This is a genomic window from Streptomyces sp. WM6372, assembly GCF_001279655.1.
Taxonomy (GTDB): Bacteria; Actinomycetota; Actinomycetes; order Streptomycetales; family Streptomycetaceae; genus Streptomyces.
Map to the genome: position 1 here is coordinate 90,958 of NZ_LGDB01000199.1, position 17,935 is coordinate 108,892.

Annotated in this window: 15 protein-coding genes and 1 pseudogene; 9 read left to right on the forward strand and 7 right to left on the reverse strand. The window is 71.8% G+C overall.

The window, feature by feature from the left end:
- The first annotated feature begins 2 nt into the window (after nucleotides 1-2).
- From kdpA to ADK52_RS24355, 5 genes and pseudogenes are all read left to right on the forward strand, one after another.
- A complete protein-coding gene (gene kdpA / locus ADK52_RS24335; RefSeq protein ID WP_053691961.1) occupies nucleotides 3-1,682 on the forward strand; it encodes a potassium-transporting ATPase subunit KdpA in 1,680 nt (559 codons plus the stop codon).
- Nucleotides 1,679-3,789, forward strand: a pseudogene (gene kdpB, locus ADK52_RS24340) (potassium-transporting ATPase subunit KdpB). Before kdpA ends, kdpB begins: the two are co-directional and overlap by 4 nt.
- A gap of 6 nt (nucleotides 3,790-3,795) precedes the next feature.
- Nucleotides 3,796-4,473, forward strand: coding sequence for a potassium-transporting ATPase subunit C (locus ADK52_RS24345; protein ID WP_053691962.1), 678 nt, complete (start codon nucleotides 3,796-3,798; stop codon nucleotides 4,471-4,473).
- A 100-nt stretch (nucleotides 4,474-4,573) separates the two neighbouring features.
- Nucleotides 4,574-5,257 carry a response regulator gene (locus ADK52_RS24350; RefSeq protein ID WP_053691963.1) on the forward strand — a complete coding sequence of 228 codons (684 nt, stop codon included), beginning with the start codon at nucleotides 4,574-4,576 and terminating at the stop codon, nucleotides 5,255-5,257.
- A 53-nt stretch (nucleotides 5,258-5,310) separates the two neighbouring features.
- Nucleotides 5,311-7,857 carry an ATP-binding protein gene (locus ADK52_RS24355; RefSeq protein ID WP_053691964.1) on the forward strand — a complete coding sequence of 849 codons (2,547 nt, stop codon included), beginning with the start codon at nucleotides 5,311-5,313 and terminating at the stop codon, nucleotides 7,855-7,857.
- On the opposite strand, the gene ADK52_RS24360 is transcribed toward ADK52_RS24355, so the two are convergent.
- Nucleotides 7,850-9,043 carry a cytochrome P450 gene (locus ADK52_RS24360; protein WP_053691965.1) on the reverse strand — a complete coding sequence of 398 codons (1,194 nt, stop codon included), beginning with the start codon at nucleotides 9,041-9,043 and terminating at the stop codon, nucleotides 7,850-7,852. The two genes, ADK52_RS24355 and ADK52_RS24360, sit on opposite strands and share 8 nt — an antisense overlap.
- A 115-nt stretch (nucleotides 9,044-9,158) precedes the next feature.
- Here ADK52_RS24360 and ADK52_RS24365 point away from each other — a divergent pair, with 115 nt between their 5' ends.
- A complete protein-coding gene (locus ADK52_RS24365) occupies nucleotides 9,159-9,848 on the forward strand; it encodes a TetR/AcrR family transcriptional regulator C-terminal domain-containing protein (protein WP_053691966.1) in 690 nt (229 codons plus the stop codon).
- Nucleotides 9,849-10,242: 394 nt separating this feature from the next.
- Here the strand turns inward: ADK52_RS24365 and ADK52_RS24370 are convergent, their stop codons facing one another.
- Nucleotides 10,243-11,448: a PP2C family protein-serine/threonine phosphatase gene (locus tag ADK52_RS24370; protein ID WP_053691967.1), complete on the reverse strand. Its 1,206-nt coding sequence runs from the start codon at nucleotides 11,446-11,448 to the stop codon at nucleotides 10,243-10,245.
- A gap of 199 nt (nucleotides 11,449-11,647) precedes the next feature.
- Between ADK52_RS24370 and ADK52_RS24375 the strand changes: the two genes are divergently transcribed.
- Nucleotides 11,648-12,181, forward strand: a complete 534-nt coding sequence (locus tag ADK52_RS24375) for a hypothetical protein (RefSeq protein WP_053691968.1) — start codon at nucleotides 11,648-11,650, stop codon at nucleotides 12,179-12,181.
- 75 nt (nucleotides 12,182-12,256) lie between these two features.
- Nucleotides 12,257-12,712 (forward strand): VOC family protein, encoded by a 456-nt coding sequence (locus ADK52_RS24380; RefSeq protein WP_053691969.1) that lies wholly within the window; start codon nucleotides 12,257-12,259, stop codon nucleotides 12,710-12,712.
- Nucleotides 12,713-12,854: 142 nt separating this feature from the next.
- On the opposite strand, the gene ADK52_RS24385 is transcribed toward ADK52_RS24380, so the two are convergent.
- The 5 genes from ADK52_RS24385 to abc-f all read right to left on the reverse strand — a co-directional run bounded on the left by ADK52_RS24385 (nucleotide 12,855) and on the right by abc-f (nucleotide 17,085).
- Nucleotides 12,855-13,139 (reverse strand): hypothetical protein, encoded by a 285-nt coding sequence (locus ADK52_RS24385; protein WP_053691970.1) that lies wholly within the window; start codon nucleotides 13,137-13,139, stop codon nucleotides 12,855-12,857.
- A gap of 157 nt (nucleotides 13,140-13,296) precedes the next feature.
- Nucleotides 13,297-13,698 carry an ArsR/SmtB family transcription factor gene (locus tag ADK52_RS24390; protein WP_267887287.1) on the reverse strand — a complete coding sequence of 134 codons (402 nt, stop codon included), beginning with the start codon at nucleotides 13,696-13,698 and terminating at the stop codon, nucleotides 13,297-13,299.
- Between the two features lie 179 nt (nucleotides 13,699-13,877).
- Nucleotides 13,878-14,252 carry a hypothetical protein gene (locus tag ADK52_RS24395; RefSeq protein ID WP_053691971.1) on the reverse strand — a complete coding sequence of 125 codons (375 nt, stop codon included), beginning with the start codon at nucleotides 14,250-14,252 and terminating at the stop codon, nucleotides 13,878-13,880.
- A gap of 185 nt (nucleotides 14,253-14,437) precedes the next feature.
- Nucleotides 14,438-15,376 carry a virginiamycin B lyase gene (locus ADK52_RS24400; RefSeq protein WP_053691972.1) on the reverse strand — a complete coding sequence of 313 codons (939 nt, stop codon included), beginning with the start codon at nucleotides 15,374-15,376 and terminating at the stop codon, nucleotides 14,438-14,440.
- Nucleotides 15,377-15,423: 47 nt separating this feature from the next.
- Nucleotides 15,424-17,085: a ribosomal protection-like ABC-F family protein gene (gene abc-f, locus ADK52_RS24405; RefSeq protein WP_053691973.1), complete on the reverse strand. Its 1,662-nt coding sequence runs from the start codon at nucleotides 17,083-17,085 to the stop codon at nucleotides 15,424-15,426.
- Nucleotides 17,086-17,204: 119 nt separating this feature from the next.
- Between abc-f and ADK52_RS24410 the strand changes: the two genes are divergently transcribed.
- Nucleotides 17,205-17,840, forward strand: coding sequence for a TetR/AcrR family transcriptional regulator (locus tag ADK52_RS24410; protein ID WP_053691974.1), 636 nt, complete (start codon nucleotides 17,205-17,207; stop codon nucleotides 17,838-17,840).
- Nucleotides 17,841-17,935 lie beyond the last annotated feature (95 nt).

Here is a 17,935-nt window from a genome sequence, read left to right on the forward strand (position 1 = left end):
ATATGAGCCCCGTAACCGCTGGTGTGCTGCAGCTGCTCGCGCTCGTCGCCGCGCTCGCCCTCGCATACCGTCCGCTCGGCGACTACATGGCCCGCGTCTACTCCTCCGAGAAGCACTACCGCCCGGAGAAGTGGATCTACAAGGCCATCGGCGCCAACCCCTCGGCCGAGATGCGCTGGCCCGCGTACCTGCGCGGCGTGCTGGCCTTCTCCGCAGTGAGCGTCCTCTTCCTCTACGCCCTGCAGCGGCTGCAGGGCAGCCTGCCCGGCTCGCTCGGCTTCGTGTCGATCGACCCGGACCAGGCGTTCAACACCGCCGCGTCCTTCGTGGCGAACACCAACTGGCAGTCGTACTACGGCGAGCAGGCCATGGGCCACGTCGTGCAGACCGGCGGCCTCGCGGTGCAGAACTTCGTCTCGGCCGCGGTCGGCATGGCCGTCGCCGTGGCCCTCGTACGGGGCTTCGCCCGCTCGCGCACCGGCGAACTCGGCAACTTCTGGTCCGACCTGGTGCGCGGCACCGTCCGGATCCTGCTGCCCATCTCCGTGATCGGCGCGCTGGTCCTGGTCGCCTGCGGTGTCCTCCAGAACTTCGCCGGCATCCACGAGGTCGGCCAATTCTTGAATCAGCACGGCATGGGCGGCACCCAGCAGTGGAACGGCGGGGCGGTGGCCTCGCAGGAGGCCATCAAGGAGCTGGGCACGAACGGCGGCGGCTACTTCAACGCCAACTCGGCCCACCCCTTCGAGAACCCCACCCCGTTCTCGAACCTCTTCGAGATCTTCCTCATCCTGGTCATCCCGTTCGCGCTGACCCGGACCTTCGGCCGCATGGTCGGCAACCTGCGCCAGGGCTACGCGATCCTCGCGACGATGGCCACGATCTGGCTCGGGTTCACCGCGCTGATGATGTGGACCGAATTCGCCCACCACGGCCCGGCCTTCGACATCGCGGGCGGGGCGATGGAGGGCAAGGAGACCCGCTTCGGCATCGGCGGCTCGTCCCTCTTCGCCGTCGCGACCACGCTGACCTCGACCGGTGCGGTCAACTCCTTCCACTCCTCCTACACGGGCTTCGGCGGCGGCATCGCGATGCTGGGCATGCAGCTCGGCGAGATCGCGCCCGGCGGTGTCGGTTCCGGCCTGTACGGCATGCTGATCATGGCGATCATCGCGGTGTTCATCGCGGGTCTGATGGTCGGCCGCACCCCGGAGTACCTGGGCAAGAAGATCGGCACCCGCCAGATCAAGCTGGCCGCCTGCTACATCCTCATCACCCCGGCGCTGGTCCTCTGCTTCACCGCCGCCGCGATGGCGCTCCCGACGCCCGGCAACTCGATGGCCAACCCGGGTGCGCACGGTTTCTCCGAGATCCTCTACGCCTACACCTCCGGCGCCAACAACAACGGCTCCGCGTTCGCCGGCCTCAACGCCGACACCCAGTGGTTCAACAGCACCATCGGCATCGCCATGCTGCTGGGCCGTTTCCTGCCGATCGTCTTCGTCCTCGCGCTGGCGGGCTCGCTCGCCGAGCAGCAGCCCGTACCGGAGACGGCGGGCACCCTCCGTACCGACAAGCCGCTCTACGCGGGCCTGCTCGTCGGCACGATCATCATCATCACCGGTCTGACCTATTTCCCCGCCCTCGCGCTGGGTCCGCTCGCTGAAGGGCTCGCCTCATGAGCACCATCACCCCCACCCGTGCTCCGCACGAAGACCTGCCCACCGGACACAAGACCCCGGCGGGGCGCGTCGGCGGCGGTCTGTTCGACCCCAAGGCGCTGCTCAAGTCCTTCCCCGACGCGGTGAAGAAGCTCGACCCGCGCGTCATGATCAAGTCGCCGGTCATGTTCGTGGTCCTCGTGGGGTCGGTGGTCACCACCGTCCTCGCGTGTCTGGACCCGACGGACTGGTTCGGCTGGGCGATCACCGCCTGGCTGTGGCTGACCACCATCTTCGCCAACCTCGCCGAAGCCGTGGCCGAGGGCCGCGGCAAGGCCCAGGCCGACACCCTGCGCAAGGCGAAGACGGACACCGTCGCCCGCCGTCTGACCGACTCCGGCGAGGAGCAGGTCCCGGGCACGGAGCTCCGCATCGGCGACCTCGTGGTCTGCGAGGCCGGCGACATCATCCCCGGCGACGGTGACGTCGTCGAGGGCGTCGCCTCGGTCGACGAATCGGCCATCACCGGTGAATCGGCCCCCGTGATCCGCGAGTCGGGCGGTGACCGCAGCGCGGTGACCGGCGGTACGAAGGTCCTCTCGGACCGGATCGTCGTCAAGATCACGACGAAGCCCGGCGAGACCTTCATCGACCGCATGATCGCGCTCGTCGAGGGCGCGGCCCGGCAGAAGACGCCCAACGAGATCGCCCTCAACATCCTCCTCGCCTCGCTCACCATCGTCTTCCTGCTCGCCGTCGTCACCCTGCAGCCGTTCGCGATCTACGCGGACGCCAAGCAGTCGATGATCGTGCTGACCGCCCTGCTGGTCTGCCTGATCCCGACTACCATCGGCGCCCTGCTCTCGGCCATCGGCATCGCCGGCATGGACCGGCTCGTCCAGCGCAACGTCCTGGCCATGTCGGGCCGCGCGGTCGAGGCCGCCGGCGACGTGTCGACCCTGCTGCTCGACAAGACGGGCACGATCACCCTCGGCAACCGCCAGGCCGCCGAGTTCGTCCCCGTCAAGGGCACCACGGAGGCCGAACTGGCCGATGCCGCCCAGCTGTCGTCGCTGGCCGACGAGACCCCCGAGGGCCGCTCGATCGTGGTCCTCGCGAAGGAGAAGTACGGACTGCGCGAACGCCACCAGGGCGAACTCTCCCAGGCCGAGTGGATCGCCTTCACCGCCCAGACCCGCATGTCGGGCGTGGACGTCGACGGCAGGAAGACCCGCAAGGGCGCCGCCGGTTCGGTCATCGCCTGGGTGACCGAACAGGGCGGTCAGGTCGCCGACGACGCGGACCTCCTCGCCAACCGGATCTCCGAAGCCGGCGGCACCCCGCTCCTCGTCGCGGTCGAGGACGGCAAGGGCGCCCGGATCCTCGGTGTCATCCACCTCAAGGACGTCGTCAAGGAGGGCATGCGCGAGCGGTTCGACGAACTGCGCCGCATGGGCATCAAGACGATCATGATCACGGGCGACAACCCGCTCACCGCGAAGGCCATCGCGCAGGAGGCCGGCGTCGACGACTTCCTCGCCGAGGCCACCCCCGAGGACAAGATGGCCCTCATCAAGCGGGAGCAGGCGGGCGGCAAGCTCGTCGCGATGACCGGTGACGGTACGAACGACGCGCCGGCCCTGGCCCAGCCCTGGCCCAGGCGGACGTCGGCGTGGCGATGAACACGGGCACCTCGGCCGCCAAGGAGGCCGGGAACATGGTGGACCTGGACTCCAACCCCACCAAGCTCATCGAGATCGTCGAGATCGGCAAGCAACTCCTCATCACCCGGGGCGCACTCACCACGTTCTCCATCGCCAACGACGTCGCGAAGTACTTCGCGATCATCCCGGCCATGTTCGCCGTGGTCTACCCGGGCCTCGACAAGCTCAACATCATGGGCCTGCACTCACCGAACTCGGCCATCCTCTCCGCGGTCATCTTCAACGCGCTGATCATCATCGCGCTGGTGCCGCTCGCCCTGAAGGGCGTGCAGTACAAGCCCACCAGCGCCGACAAGATGCTCCGCCGCAACCTGGGGATCTACGGACTCGGCGGCCTCGTCGCCCCGTTCATCGGCATCAAGATCATCGACATGCTCATCACCCTCATCCCCGGAATCGGTTGATCTGCCATGAACAACTCCGTAGGCAACACCGCCCGCCTCCTCGGCGCCGGACTGCGTGCCCTCCTCGTCCTGACCGTCATCTGCGGGGTCATCTACCCGCTCGCCGTCACCGGCATCGCCCAGGTCGCCTTCGGCGACCAGGCGAACGGTTCCGAGATCAAGGACAAGAGCGGGCAGGTCGTCGGCTCCTCTCTCATCGGCCAGACCTACAACCTGCCGAAGAACGACCCGAACGACGCCGAAGAGGCGGCGAAGCCGGACCTGAAGTGGTTCCAGCCGCGCCCCTCCAACGGCCTCGGCTCCAACAGCGTCAACCAGCAGTACTCCCTGATCCTCTCCGGCGCCACCAACAAGGCGGGCGACAACCCGGACCTGGTCAAGCTGGTCACCGACGCCAAGGACGCCGTGATCGCGGACAACTCCACGGCGACGTACGAGGTCAAGCCCTCGGACGTGCCGGCCGACGCCGTCACCTCCTCCGGCTCCGGCCTCGACCCGAACATCTCCCCGGAGTACGCCACCCTCCAGGTCCACCGGGTCGCCGAACAGAACGGCCTCGACGTCCGGCAGGTCGAGAAGCTGGTGAAGGACAACACCACCGGCCGCACGCTCGGCTTCATGGGCGAGCCCCGCGTCAACGTCCTGGAGCTGAACACCGCGCTCAAGGCACTGACCAAGAGCTGATGGCCGTCCCGCTCACTCGGACGGGAACCCGGTGGGGCGCGCAAGCTCCGCGCCCCACCGGTTCCTTATCCGCCCGCAACGAAGAAAGGCTGTACACCCCATGACCCGGGTGCTCGTGGTGGAGGACGACCCGCAGCTCGTACGCGCCTTGAAGATCAATCTTCAGGCGCGCAAGTTCGAGGTGGCGGAGGCCGGTGACGGCCGCGCGGCCATCCGGCTCGCCGCCGACCGCAAACCGGACGTCATCCTCCTGGACCTCGGCCTGCCGGACATGGACGGCGTGGACGTGATCAAGAGCGTCCGCGGCTGGAGCCGGGTGCCGATCCTCGTACTGTCCGCGCGCCACACCTCCGAGGAGAAGATCCGCGCCCTGGACGCCGGTGCGGACGACTACGTGACCAAGCCGTTCAGCATGGACGAGCTGCTGGCCCGGCTGCGGGCCGCCACCCGGCGGCAGGAGGACCCCGCGTCCCCCGCCGGCCCCTCCGGGATCACGACCGACGAGTTCACCGTCGACCTCGCGGCCCGGAAGGTGGTGCGCGGCGAGCGCACGGTCCGTCTGACGCCGACCGAATGGCACCTGCTGGAGCTGCTGATCGCCCATCCCGGTCATCTCGTCTCCCAGCGCAGGCTGTTGCTGGAGGTGTGGGGGCCGACGTACGCCGAGCACACCAACTACCTGCGCGTGTACATGGCCCAGCTGCGGCGCAAACTGGAAGCGGACCCCTCGCACCCCCGGTACCTGATCACCGAGCCGGGCATGGGCTACCGCTTCGAACCCTGACGGACAGACAGACACGGCACAGCACATCGAGTGGAACGAGAAGTCGGCACCAGATGAGACGCGGAAAGCTCCGGATCTACCTCGGCTCGGCACCGGGCGTCGGCAAGACGTACGCCATGCTGTCCGAGGCACACCGCAGGATCGAGCGCGGCACCGACTGCGTCGTCGGCTTCGTCGAGCACCACAGCCGTCCGCGTACGGAGGTGATGCTGCACGGCCTGGACGTGACTGCGCGACGGGAGATCGCCTACCGCGACAGCACGTTCACGGAGATGGACGTGGACGCCCTGCTGGCACGCAGGCCCGCGGTCGCGCTCGTGGACGAGCTCGCGCACACCAACGTCCCCGGCTCGCGCAACGCGAAGCGCTGGCAGGACGTCGAGGAGCTGCTCCAGGCGGGCATCGACGTCGTCACCACGGTCAACATCCAGCACCTGGAGTCGCTCGGCGACGTGGTGGAGGCGATCACCGGTGTCCGGCAGCGCGAGACCGTTCCCGATGAGGTCGTCCGGCGCGCGGACCAGATCGAGCTCGTCGACATGTCCCCGCAGGCCCTGCGCCGCCGCATGGCGCACGGGAACATCTACAAGCCCGACCGCGTCGACGCCGCCCTGTCGAACTACTTCCGGCCCGGCAACCTCACCGCGCTGCGCGAGCTGGCGCTGCTGTGGGTCGCCGACCGGGTGGACGAATACCTCCAGGAGTACCGCGGCGAGCACAACATCCGCTCCACCTGGCAGGCCCGCGAACGCATCGTCGTCGGCCTGACCGGCGGGCCGGAGGGACGCACCCTGATCCGGCGCGCCGCCCGGCTCGCGGAGAAGGGCGCCGGAGGCGAGGTCCTCGCCGTCTACATCGCGGCCAGCGACGGCCTCTCCTCGGCCTCCCCCAAGGAACTGGCCGCCCAGCGCACGCTGGTGGAGGACCTGGGCGGGACCTTCCACCACGTCATAGGCGACGATGTCGCGCACGCCCTGCTGGAGTTCGCGCGGGGCGTCAACGCCACGCAGATCGTCCTGGGCGTCAGCCGCCGCCGGCCCTGGCAGTACGTGTTCGGGCCGGGGGTCAGCGCCACGGTGGCCGTGGAGTCGGGCCCCGACCTCGACGTCCACCTGGTCACGCACGACGCCGCGGCCCGTGGGCGGCGCAGCCTGCCCGTCGCGCGCGGTGCCCGCCTGGGCCGCTCGCGCCTCATCTGGGGCTGGCTGACCGGCGTCCTCGGTCCGGCGCTGCTGACGCTGCTGCTGCACGCGGTCGTACCCGAGCTCGGGCTCGCGAACGACATGCTGCTCTTCCTGACGTTCACCGTGGCCGCCGCGCTGCTCGGCGGACTGCTCCCGGCCCTCGCGTCGGCCGCGTTCGGCTCCCTGCTGCTGAACTACTTCTTCACGCCACCGCTGTACCAGCTCACGATCTCCGACCCGCGCAACATCGTCGCCATCTCGATCTTCGTCGGCGTGGCGGTGTCGGTCGCCTCCGTCGTCGACCTGGCCGCGCGCCGCACCCACCAGGCCGCCCGGCTGCGCGCCGAATCCGAGATCCTGTCCTTCCTCGCCGGAAGCATCCTGCGCGGCGAGGACTCGCTGGAGGCCCTGCTGGAGCGGCTGCGCGAGACGTTCTCCATGCGGTCCGTGGCCCTGCTGGAACGCGCCGGCGAGGTCGAGCCGTGGACCACGGCCGGCGCCGTCGGCACCGATCCGGTCAGCCGTCCCGAGGACGCCGATGTGGACATGCCGATCGGGGAGAACATGGCCCTGGCGCTGTCCGGGCGGGTCCTGCCGGCCGAGGACCGCCGCGTCCTCGGTGCCTTCGCCGCGCAGGCGGCCGTCGTACTCGACCGCCAGCGCCTGGTCGACGAGGCGGGCAAGGCCCGTGAGCTCGCCGAGGGGAACCGGATCCGTACGGCGCTGCTGGCGGCCGTCAGCCACGATCTGCGCACCCCCCTCGCGGGGATCAAGGCGTCCGTCACCTCGCTCCGTTCCGACGACGTCGAATGGTCCGAGGAGGACAAGGGCGAGCTGCTGGAGGGCATCGAGGAGGGCGCCGACCGGCTCGCCGCGCTGATCGGCAACCTCCTGGACATGTCCCGCCTGAACACGGGCTCCGTGGTTCCGCTGATCCGGGAGACCGACCTCGACGAGGTCGTGCCGATGGCGCTGGGCGGCGTACCCGACGGCAGTGTCGAGCTGGACATCCCGGAGACCCTCCCGATGGTCGCCGTCGACCGCGGGCTGCTCGAACGGGTCGTGGCCAACGTCGTCGAGAACGCGGTCAAGTACAGCCCGCACGGCCAGCCCGTCCACGTGTCCGCCAGTTCGCTGCTCGGCCGGGTCGAACTGCGGGTCGTGGACCGCGGACCGGGTGTTCCCGACGAGGCCAAGGACCGGATCTTCGAACCCTTCCAGCGGCACGGGGACGCCCCGCGCGGCGCGGGGGTCGGCCTCGGGCTCGCGGTCGCCCGCGGTTTCACGGAGGCGATCGGCGGCACGCTGACCGCCGAGGACACCCCGGGCGGCGGGCTCACCATGGTGCTCACCCTGCCGACGGCCGGGGACGCTCCGGCTGCCGCGGCGGAGCTGCCGGCGTCGGTGGTCACGTAAGGGTGACCGGGAGGCGGTGCACGCCGTAGATGTTCATGCCGGTCCGCAGGGGCACGTCCTCGGCGGGCACGGCGAGGCGCAGCCGCGGGAAGCGGGCGAGGAGCGCGGGCAGGGCCACGCGCATCTCGACGCGGGCGAGTTGGGCGCCGAGGCACTGGTGGATGCCGTGGCCGAAGCCGAGCTGCCCGGCCGCCTTGCGGCGGACGTCGAGGGTGTCGGGGTCGGCGAAGCGGAGCGGGTCGCGGTTGGCGGCCTCGACGGAGAGGGTGACGCTCTCGCCGGCCTTGATGACCTGATCCTCCAGTTCGACGTCCTCCAGGGCCACCCGGACCATGGTGTGGGCGACGCTGAGGAAGCGCATCAGCTCTTCGACGGCGCTGTCGGCGAGGCCGGGATCGGCACGCAGGGCGGCGAGTTGGTCCGGGTGGCTGAGCAGGGCGAAGGTGCCGTGGGCCAGCATGTTGGCGGTGGTGTCGAGGCCGGCACCGAGCAGGAACCCGCCGAGACCGGCGAGTTCCTCCTCGGTAAGGTCGCTCTCGGTCAGATCGCCGAGCAGGTCGTCGGTCGGGGCCGCCCGCTTGGTCCGGACGAGCCGCGTCATGTACTCCTGCAGCCCGGTCATGGCGGCGAACCGTTCCTCGATGCTCGCTTCCATGCTCATCAGTGCCACGGTGAAGTCGTGGAACGTCTTGCGGTCCGCGTAGGGCACGCCGAGCAGCTCGCAGATGACCAGGGCGGGAATGGGCTGCGCGAAGGCCTGGACCAGGTCGGCTCCGGCGCCCCGCCGCTCCATGGCGTCCAGGTGCTCGGCGGTGATCCGCTCGATCCGCTCGGTCAGCAGGCGCATGCGGCGGGCCGTGAACTTGCCCGCGAGCAGCCGCCGGTAGCGCGTTTGATCGGGGGCGTCCATCCCGGTCATGTCGCCGACGGGGGCCGGGGGCAGCGCGCCTTCGGGGCCGCCCGGGAAGGGGAAGTGCATCAGCTCGTAGCGGGAACTGAAGCGGGGGTCCGCCAGTACGGCGCGCACGGGGCCGTAGCCGGTGGCCAGCCAGCCGTGGTGCCCGTCGGGATAGACCATGCGGCGGACGGGCCGCTCCTCGCGCACCTCGGTCAGCTCGGCGGGCGGGGCGAAGGGGCAGCCGGCGGGGCGTGCGGTGGGCAGTGAGGTCAGCGGTTCGTGGTGCACGGTGCGGTTCCTCCGGGCTCGACTTACACGGTGTGCAACTGCTTGGACTTGCACACCGTAAAAGAAGACTTGCACGGCGTGCAAGAGGTTGCGGGGACTGGGCTACGCTGACGTCATGCCGCGTGAGACGTTGAACCGTGACCAGATCGTCCGGGCCGCGATCGAGCTGCTCGACGCCGAGGGCGTCGAGGGCCTGAGCATGCGCCGGCTGGGCGGGCGACTGGGCTCGGCGCCCACCGCCATGTACTGGCACGTGGGCAACAAGGAGAACCTCGTCGTCCTCGCCGCCGACCGGGTGTGGGGCGAGATCGAACCGCTGGACCCGGGCACGGCCGGCTGGCGCGCCGCCGCACGGGCCTTGGCGCACGACGCGCACGCGCTGGCCGCGCGACACCCCTGGCTCGTCAACGCCATCAGCACGCACTTCGTGTACGGGGACGGGATGGCCCGGTTCCAGGACCACAGCTACGCGGTGTACGAGGCGGCCGGGTTCACGGGGTGGGAGCTGGACTGGGCGGTGAACACCGCTTACACGTTCGTGGCGGGCTCGGCCATCGACGAAGCGACGACGGCGGCGATGGCGAAGGCGCGGATCCGGCCCGGCAGGGGCGCGGAGGGCGACGGTCCGGTACAGGACGTGGTGACGTGGGCGACCGGGATCGCGTCCCGGTACCCCCGGCTGCGCGCCCGCCTGGAGGACCAGGCGGCGGCCGACCCCGCCGAGATGACGCGCCGGAAGTTCGAGTTCGGCATCGAGGCGATCCTGGACGGCCTGGAGGCCCGGCTCGCCCGCCGGACCACGTAGGCCGCCCGGCCGCAGCACCCCCCTGGGGCTGCGGGCCGAGCGGCCCTTGTGTCGTGCGACGGCGACGAACGGGAGCGCGTTCCGTCGCTTCCGGCCCCCCACGGTCCGGTCCGGTGGGCGTCGTCCCGGCCGTGTCAGGTCACTGGCCGCTCAGCCGCCGCCCGGTCGCCCGCGAACCCGTCTCGCGTCACCGCCGCGAGATCATTCTGCGCACCGGACCACCCGCCACCAGCCCGCCTTGACGACCTCCTGCCGCCCAACCCCCCATCCTTGACGCCCCACTGACACCTCCTCCCCCGCAGGGCGGTTCGCTGCCCCCGGGGTCGGCGAGGACGACGCGGGCGGCTTCCTCGTCCACGACGGTCCGTTCCCGCTCCAGCGGCGTCCGGCGGACCTACGGCCTGCGGGGGCGGATGCGGGCCGCGAGTACGGCGACGTCGTCCTCGGCATGGCGGGCGTCCAGGGCCGCCACCACCGCGTCGACCATCTCCTCCACCGTCTCGCCCACCGGCGGCCGCAGCCCGGCCAGCCGGGTCAGCGAGACGTCGATGTCCTCGCCGCGCCGCTCCACCAGCCCGTCGGTGAACATCAGCAGGGTCTCCTCGGTGGTGATTTCCCGGGTCACACCCTCGTAGCCGCCCACCCCGGTGCCCAGCGGCGGCCCCACCGGCACGTCGACCAGGACCGCCGTACTGTCCGCCCCGAAGATCGCCGGCGGCAGGTGGCCGGCGCTGGCGAAGTCCGCGACCCCGCGCGCGGGGTCGACCCGTACGAGCAGGCAGGTGGCGGGCCGCCGGGCCGGGTCCTCGGCCACCAGCACGTCCAGCTGGCGCAGCACGCGGTGCGGGGCGAGGTCCGTGGAGGCCACGTCGCGCAGCGTGGAGCGGTAGGCGTTCATGTCCACGGCGGCGTCGAGCCCGTGGCCCATCACGTCGCCGACCACCAGCAGGGTGCGGCCGAAGTGCAGCCGGACCGTCTCGAACCAGTCCCCGCCCACCAGGGCCCGGGAGCCGGCCGGCAGATAGCGGCTGGCCATCTCCAGGTTGGGGTGCGGCCGGCCCGGCTCCGACACCAGCGCCCGCTGCAGGTGCAGTGCCGTGTCCTCGGTGGCGGCCAGCTCCCGGGCGTGGCCCAGGTGCACCGCCGCCAGCCGGGCCGCGAAGTGGACCGTCGCCGCCTCGTGGTCGCTGAAGCCGCGGTGGGCCCGTGCGGCCAGCACCGCGCCGTGGACCCCGCGCCGGGCCGGCAGCGGAACCGACACGAGGTGCACCCGGGTTCCGCCGGAGACCATTACCCACTCGGAGAGGGGGTGCCCGCCGTCCATGGCCCGTACGGAGGGTGACTCGTCGGTCCGCGCGCTCAGCAGCTCGACGGCCCCGGCCACCGCGACCCGGCTCAGCCCGCCGTCCTCCGCCCGCAGGTCCACCGCCACCGCGTCGCACAGGGTGCGGAACAGGAAGCCGGCCAGTTCCTCGCACGTGGCGCTCTCGTCGAGCCTCGTCCCGATCTGCTCGGCCGCGGCCTCCATCGCGCGCAGCCGCGCGCGCAGCGCCTCGTACTCCCCCGGCGGCCCGGCGGACCTCCCGTCATGCTCCGACAAGACACCTCCCCGGCCCCGGCAGCCGAAGAAGCCATTCCACCAGCACCGCCCGCCGCCCGCACGTGCGCCGCGCGCCCGCCGGGCCGGCGGATCCCCGCAGCGCCACCGCGCACGCGTGTCCGGGGCCGCAGAGGCCTCGGCGGCCCCGGCCGCCCAGTAGAGTCAGCCGACTAGACGATCACGGGGGAAAGTCATGCCCATGCCCATATCCATGTCGACGCTGCGGGGTACCGCGGTCCTCGCCGCGGCCCTGGCCGCGCTCAGCGTCTCGTGCAGCACGAACCCGAAGGAGAGCGCGCCGGCGCCGGCCGCCTCGTCCGCACCCGCGGCGACTCCGGGCGCGGCGGGCTCCGCGGCGCCCGACGCCGCCGCGCCCGCATCACCCACGGCGGCGTCCCGTACGCCTTCGCCGCAGGGCTCCGAGCCGGTGAGCCTGGTCCGGGACGCCTTCGCGGGGCTCCAGGCCACCCTGGGCGAATCGTGCACCCCGGGCAACTGTGCCTACTTCCTCGGCCGGGTCCACGACGAACTGCACCGCATGGACGCGGCGATGAAGGCCGACCCGAAGGGCCCCGGCCACTTCCCCGAGCCGATCGCCCTCATCAAGAAGCTCGACGCGGAGCTCGCCGGGGACCGTTCCTTCGAGAACCTGAAGAAGCACCAGACCACGCTGATCGGCACCCGCGACAAGATCAACACCTGGATGCAGGGCCACCCCGACGACTACCGCTGACCGACGGGCGGCCCGGCCGGCCCGGCCTGCTGCGAAAGTGGGCCGTCTGTCAGACCTGCTTGGGATGCTCCGAGCATGGAGATGACAGTGCAGCTGACGATCGACTGCTCCGATCCGCAGAGGATGGTGACTTTCTGGGCCGAGGCCCTGGGCTACGTGCCCGAGCCTCCGCCGGGCGGGCACGCCACGTGGCGCGCTTACTGGGCGGCGGTGGGGGTGCCCGAGGCGGAATTGCCGGCCGGTGCCGGGGATGTTCCGGAGTCGATCATCGATCCCGCGGGACGTGGACCGAGGGTGTGGTTCCAGCAGGTTCCGGAGCCGAAGGCCGCCAAGAACCGGTGGCACTTCGACCTGAAGGCCGGTGGGGGCCGTGACGTCCCACTGGACCTCCGCACACAGCGGGTCAAGGCCACGGTGGAACGGCTGGTCAAAGCCGGTGGCACCGTGCTGGGGATCAGGGATGAGCCGGACATGGGGCTCTACGCCGCCGCCATGCAGGACCCCGAGGGCAACGAATTCGACGTCGTCTGAGGGCCGTTGCGACGGTGCTGGTCACAGCCACTCGTTCACGGCTGCGACCAGCACCATCGCCGCGTGGCGGACGGAGACCTCGTCGTACCTCGTGGCCGCGCCGCCCCGGCCCCTGCCGCATGCCGAGGGCGCGCCACGCTCCCTAGCCCGCTGCCAGCTGGGCCACCCAGCCGTACGGAAGCTCGGCTCCGTCGAGCGTCACCGCTTCGACGGTGCGCGTCAGGGGGTCGATGTCGGCCTGTACGCCTTCGCCCGCGTAGCGCGGATAGCCGGAGGCCCCGAATTCACCGGTGGCCTCGACCACGGCGGTGCGCAGCACGCCGCGGCGGGCGGAATCACCGGGCTCGGCGAGCCCCGGGCGCAGGACGACGGTGTAGCGGCCGGGGGCCGATGCGGAGGCGGGGTCTGGCTCGGCGGAGGGGTTCATGCGGCCCAGGCTAGCCACCGCCCGGCCGATCGGCCGGTATCCCGGGGCCGCGTCCCGTTCGCGTCCGCCGTCCGCCGTCCACGGCGCCCCCGGGCGGCCGGACCGCCGCTCGACGCGCTCGGCCGGCGCGACCGCTCAGCGACCGCTCAGCGACCGCTCAGCGGCCGGGCACCGCACCGGTTCCGGCCCCGGTTCCCGCATGACCGGTGCCGGAACCGGTGCGGGGTTCCACTTGCCGCAGCTCGGCGAGGAGTTCGCTCTGGCCCGCCAGCAGCTCGGTCAGGATGCGGCGGGCCGCGCGCAGGAGCTCGGCGACGTCGCCCCCGGCGAGGGCGTAGTTGACGGTCGCGCCGTCGCGCGTGGAGACGACGATGCCGGAGCGGCGCAGGACCGCCAGTTGCTGGGACAGGTTGGACGGCTCGATGTCGATCTCGGCCAGGAGTTCGCGTACGGGCCTCGGACCGTTCTGCAGGAGTTCCAGGACACGGATCCTGACGGGGTGTCCGAGCATGCGGAAGAACTCGGCTTTCGCCTGGTACAGGGGTACCTGCTTGCCCACGAACGCTCCCGCCGTTGCTTCGACCCGTATGTCCGGCACGGGGCCGGTGAGTTGCCCGCCCCCCGCAGCCATCATTCCGCCCGATGGACCCACGCGCGCCCCTGCTTGACCAATTTCGGATGTGCCGGATTGAAGAGTTCTTCAATTCGTGGGCATGCGTGGGCCCGAGGAAGCGGCGCCTAGATCTCCAGAGCGGATTCGATGCGCTTGAGCTGGTGCCGGGCCATGGCGAGATTGGAGTTCGCCTTGTTCAGCACCACGTACAGGAACAGCCCGTTGGTTCCCCGGCCGCGCAACAGCCGGATCAGGTGGTACTGATTCCCGAGGGTGATGAGCAGGTCTTCGATCTCGTCGTCCAGACCGAGCATTTCCATGGTGCGGACCTTGGCCCGGATCACATCGGTGTTTCCCGCCGCGGCGACCGCCAGGTCGAGGTCCTTGCCGCCGCCCAGCGTTCCCAGTGCCATTCCGCTGGTGTAGTCGACCAGGGCGACCCCCAGGGTGCCCTCGATCGAGGTCATCGTCTCCTTCAACGAGACTTCCACATTCGCCATCGGCGCCCGCTCCCTCATCTCCGCGTTCACGGCCGGTGCCCGCTCGCGCTGCACACCGGACCACTTGTGAGGCTGACGCTACTGAGCGTGCGTGGAAGCGTGGGGAGAACGGGAGATTTGACGGAAAACCTCCCATCCGTCGTCTAAGATCCGCCCGGCGCGCGCACCGCCGTCCCCGTGTCCGGTCAGCCGTTCCCGGACCGGCCGACGTCCAACCGTGTGATCGCGCCGTGCTCCAGTGCCACGTACAGGGCGCCGTCCGGACCGAAGGCCAGGCCGTGGGGCTCGCTCCCGGGCGGGTCGAGCGGGTACGAGTCGGTCCGGCCCGCCAGGGTGATGCAGCCGATCCGGCCCGAGCCCCACTCGGTGAACCAGAGTCGGCCGTCCGGCCCCGCGGTGATCGCGTGGGGGCGGCAGGCCGTGTCGGCGAGCGGGAACCCGGTGATCTCACCGCGGGGCGTGATCCGGCCGATCCGCCCGGCTCCGATCTCGGTGAACCACAGCGCCCCGTCGGCGCCCGCGCAGATCCCCACGGGCGCGGCCTGTGCGGTGGGCAGCGGGTGCACGGTGACGTTCCCGTCCGTGGTGATCCGCCCCACCGCGTGGGCCTGGTTGAGGGTGAACCACAGCGCGCCGTCCTCCCCCGCCGTGATCATGGCGGGGAAGGCGCCGGCCACCGGCAGCGGGAACTCCCGGACCTCGCCGTCCGTCGTGATCCGGCCGATCCGGTCGGTGTGCATCTGTGTGAACCAGAGGGCGCCGTCGGGGCCCGCGGTGATGCCGTACGGGCCGCCGCCGGGGCCGGGGAGGGCGTACGAGGAGGCCTCGCCGCCGGTCGTGATGCGGCCGATCCGGTGGTCCTGGGTGCGGGTGAACCAGAGGGCGCCGTCCGGTCCGGCGGTGATGAGCGACGGGCCGCAGGAGGGCGAGTCCAGGGCGTACGTGGCGAGTTGCCCGTCGGGAGCCAGGCGGGCGACGGCGCCCGCGTGGACGAGGGTGCACCACAGCGCGCCGTCGGGGCCGGCGGCGAGCGCGTACGGGCCCGAGGCCGGATCCGGGACGGGGAACGCGGTGAGCGCGCTCCGCCCGGGGGACTCGGGAGACGTAGGAGTGGGTACGGACACGGGTTCCTCTTTCCGGGGGTGTGGGCTGGGACGTGGACGTAAGAGCGTCATACGGCCGACGGCGTCGCCCGGGCGGCGTGCGCGTGCAGTGCCAGCCGCCGGCCCCGCCACCGGGCGCGCAGCATCCGGTCGTGGCTGACCAGGACGACCGCTCCCGGGAAACCGGCGAGGGCGGCCTCCAACTCCTCCACCAGTGCGGGGGAAAGGTGGTTGGTCGGCTCGTCCAGCAGGAGCACATCGGCCGGTTCGCAGACCATGCGGGCCAGCGCCAGCCGCTGCCGCTGCCCCGCGGAGAGGTCCGCGATCCGCACGTCCAGGCAGGACCGGTCGAACAGGCCCAGGGCCAGCAGCCGTTCGGCGTGCTCGTCGGCGCTTCCCGCCCGCCCCCGCCCGAACGCGGCGAGCGCACTGTGACCGGCCGGACCGGGCTCGGCCAGCTGCGGCAGGTACGCCGTCCGCGCCCCGCCGGAGCGTACGACGCGCCCCCGGTCCGGGGTGGCCGCGCCGGCCAGGACGTCCAGCAGGGTGGTCTTGCCGGCCCCGTTCGCGCCCGTGACCAGGATGCGGTCGCCTGCCGAGAGGCTCAGGTCCACGGGTGCCAGCCGCCCCGCCACCGCGACGCCCGTCGCCTCCAGCAGCAGGCCCCGCGCACCGGCGCCCCGCAGCGAGGGCGAGAAGCTCAGCGGCTCCGGCGGCGCGGGGACCGGGTGGGCGAGGAGCCGGTCGAGGCGCTCCCGGGCGTTGCGGACCCGGGAGGCCAGCGAGGACTGCACCCGGCCCGCCGCACGGTCGTACGCCATCTTGTTGCCGTCCTTCATCGCCCGGCCGGGCGCCACCCGGCGGGCCGTCACCGAAGCGGTCTCGCGTAGCCGGGCCACCTCCGCGCGCCAGGTGGCGTGGGCGTCGGCCCGGCGCTGCCGCTCGGCGCTCCTGCCGGCCAGGTAGCCGGCGTAGCCGTTGCCGTACCGGGTGACGGTGTGACGGTCCCCGTCCACCTCCCACAGCGCGGTGGTCACCCGGTCGAGGAACACGCGGTCGTGCGAGACGGCGACCGTCGTGCCGGCGCGCCCCCGCAGGTGGTCTTCGAGCCAGTTCAGGGCGTCGTCGTCGAGGTGGTTGGTGGGTTCGTCGAGGAGGAGCACCTCGGGAGCGGCCACGAGGAGGGCGGCGAGGCGCAGGCGGACCCGTTCCCCGCCCGAGAGGCCGCCGACGGCGCGGTCCCGGTCCAGCTTGACCAGGCCGAGGCCGTTCAGGGTCCGCTCGACGCGGGCGTCGGCGTCGTAACCGCCGCGCAGTTCGAACGCGGCCAGCAGGTCGGCGTACTCCGCGAGGACGGGGGGCCGGCCCGCGTCCGGTCCCGGGAGGCGCTCGATCCCGTCGGCCATGGCCGCTTCGAGCAGGCGCATCCGCCGCTCCATGGCGCGCAGTTCGCTCAGGGCGCGGTCGAGGATCCGCTGCACGGTGTGGTGGGCGGGGAGCCGCTCCTCCTGCGCCAGGTGGCCGATGCCGCCGTCGGCGTGTGCGAAGACCTCGCCGCGGTCGGGTCGCTCCAGCCCGGCGAAGAGGCGCAGGAGGGTGGACTTGCCGGAGCCGTTCTCCCCGACGATGCCGAGGCGGCCCCCGGCGGGAACGGAGCAGCTGACCGCGTCCAGGACGAGCCGGCCGTCGTAGGACTTGGTGACGTCAAGGGCGCTGAGCTGTGGGGTCATGGGGGCATGCCGATCGGTCGCGGTGGGTGGCGGGCGCTGGTGCGTGCGGGGTGTGCGCGCTGCTGTGGACCATCGGAACCACTCCCTAAAAGCGACGTCAGTTGCGTTAAGATCCTGACATGAACTCTCCTTCCTCCGCAAGCGATCTTCCTGAACCCGCCGTCCGCAAGCGCACCGGCGGCCGCGCCGCCCGCGTCCGGGGCCAGGTCCTCGCGGCGGTCGGGGAGCTGCTGGTCGAGGACGGCTGCGACGGTCTGACCGTGGACGCGGTCGCGGGCCGTGCGGGCGTCCACCGCACGACCGTCTACCGCAGGTGGCGGGACGTGGGCGGGCTGCTCGCCGATCTGCTCGACTCCGCGGCGGACGACTCCTGGAGCCCGCCGGACACGGGCTCGCTGGAGGAGGACCTCGCGGCCTTGAACCAGGAGGTGTTCGACGCCCTCGCCGACGGCCCGACCCTGACGACGGTCCTGATCACGGCGTCCTTCCGGTTCGACGACGCCGCCCGGGCCCTGAGCCGCTTCTGGGACGACCGCCACGCACGCTCGGCGCCGGTCGTCACGCGGGCGGTGGCCCGGGGTGAAGCCCCCGCGGCCACCGACCCGCGCGCCGTGCTCGTCACCGCGACGGCCCCGCTCTACCACGAGCTCCTGCTGCTCCGGTCCGCACCGGACCCCGCGCTCCCGCGCCGCGCCGCCCGCGCCGCGGCCGCGGCGGCGCGGGCCGGGGCCTTCACCGCCCGTGCCGATGGCTAGGAGTTGTCGTCAAAGTGTCACGCCCACATCAGGAGCGATGCGAGGGTGACGGCTGCTTGGTAGGCCTGGGCGGTCTTGTCGTACCTGGTGGCGAT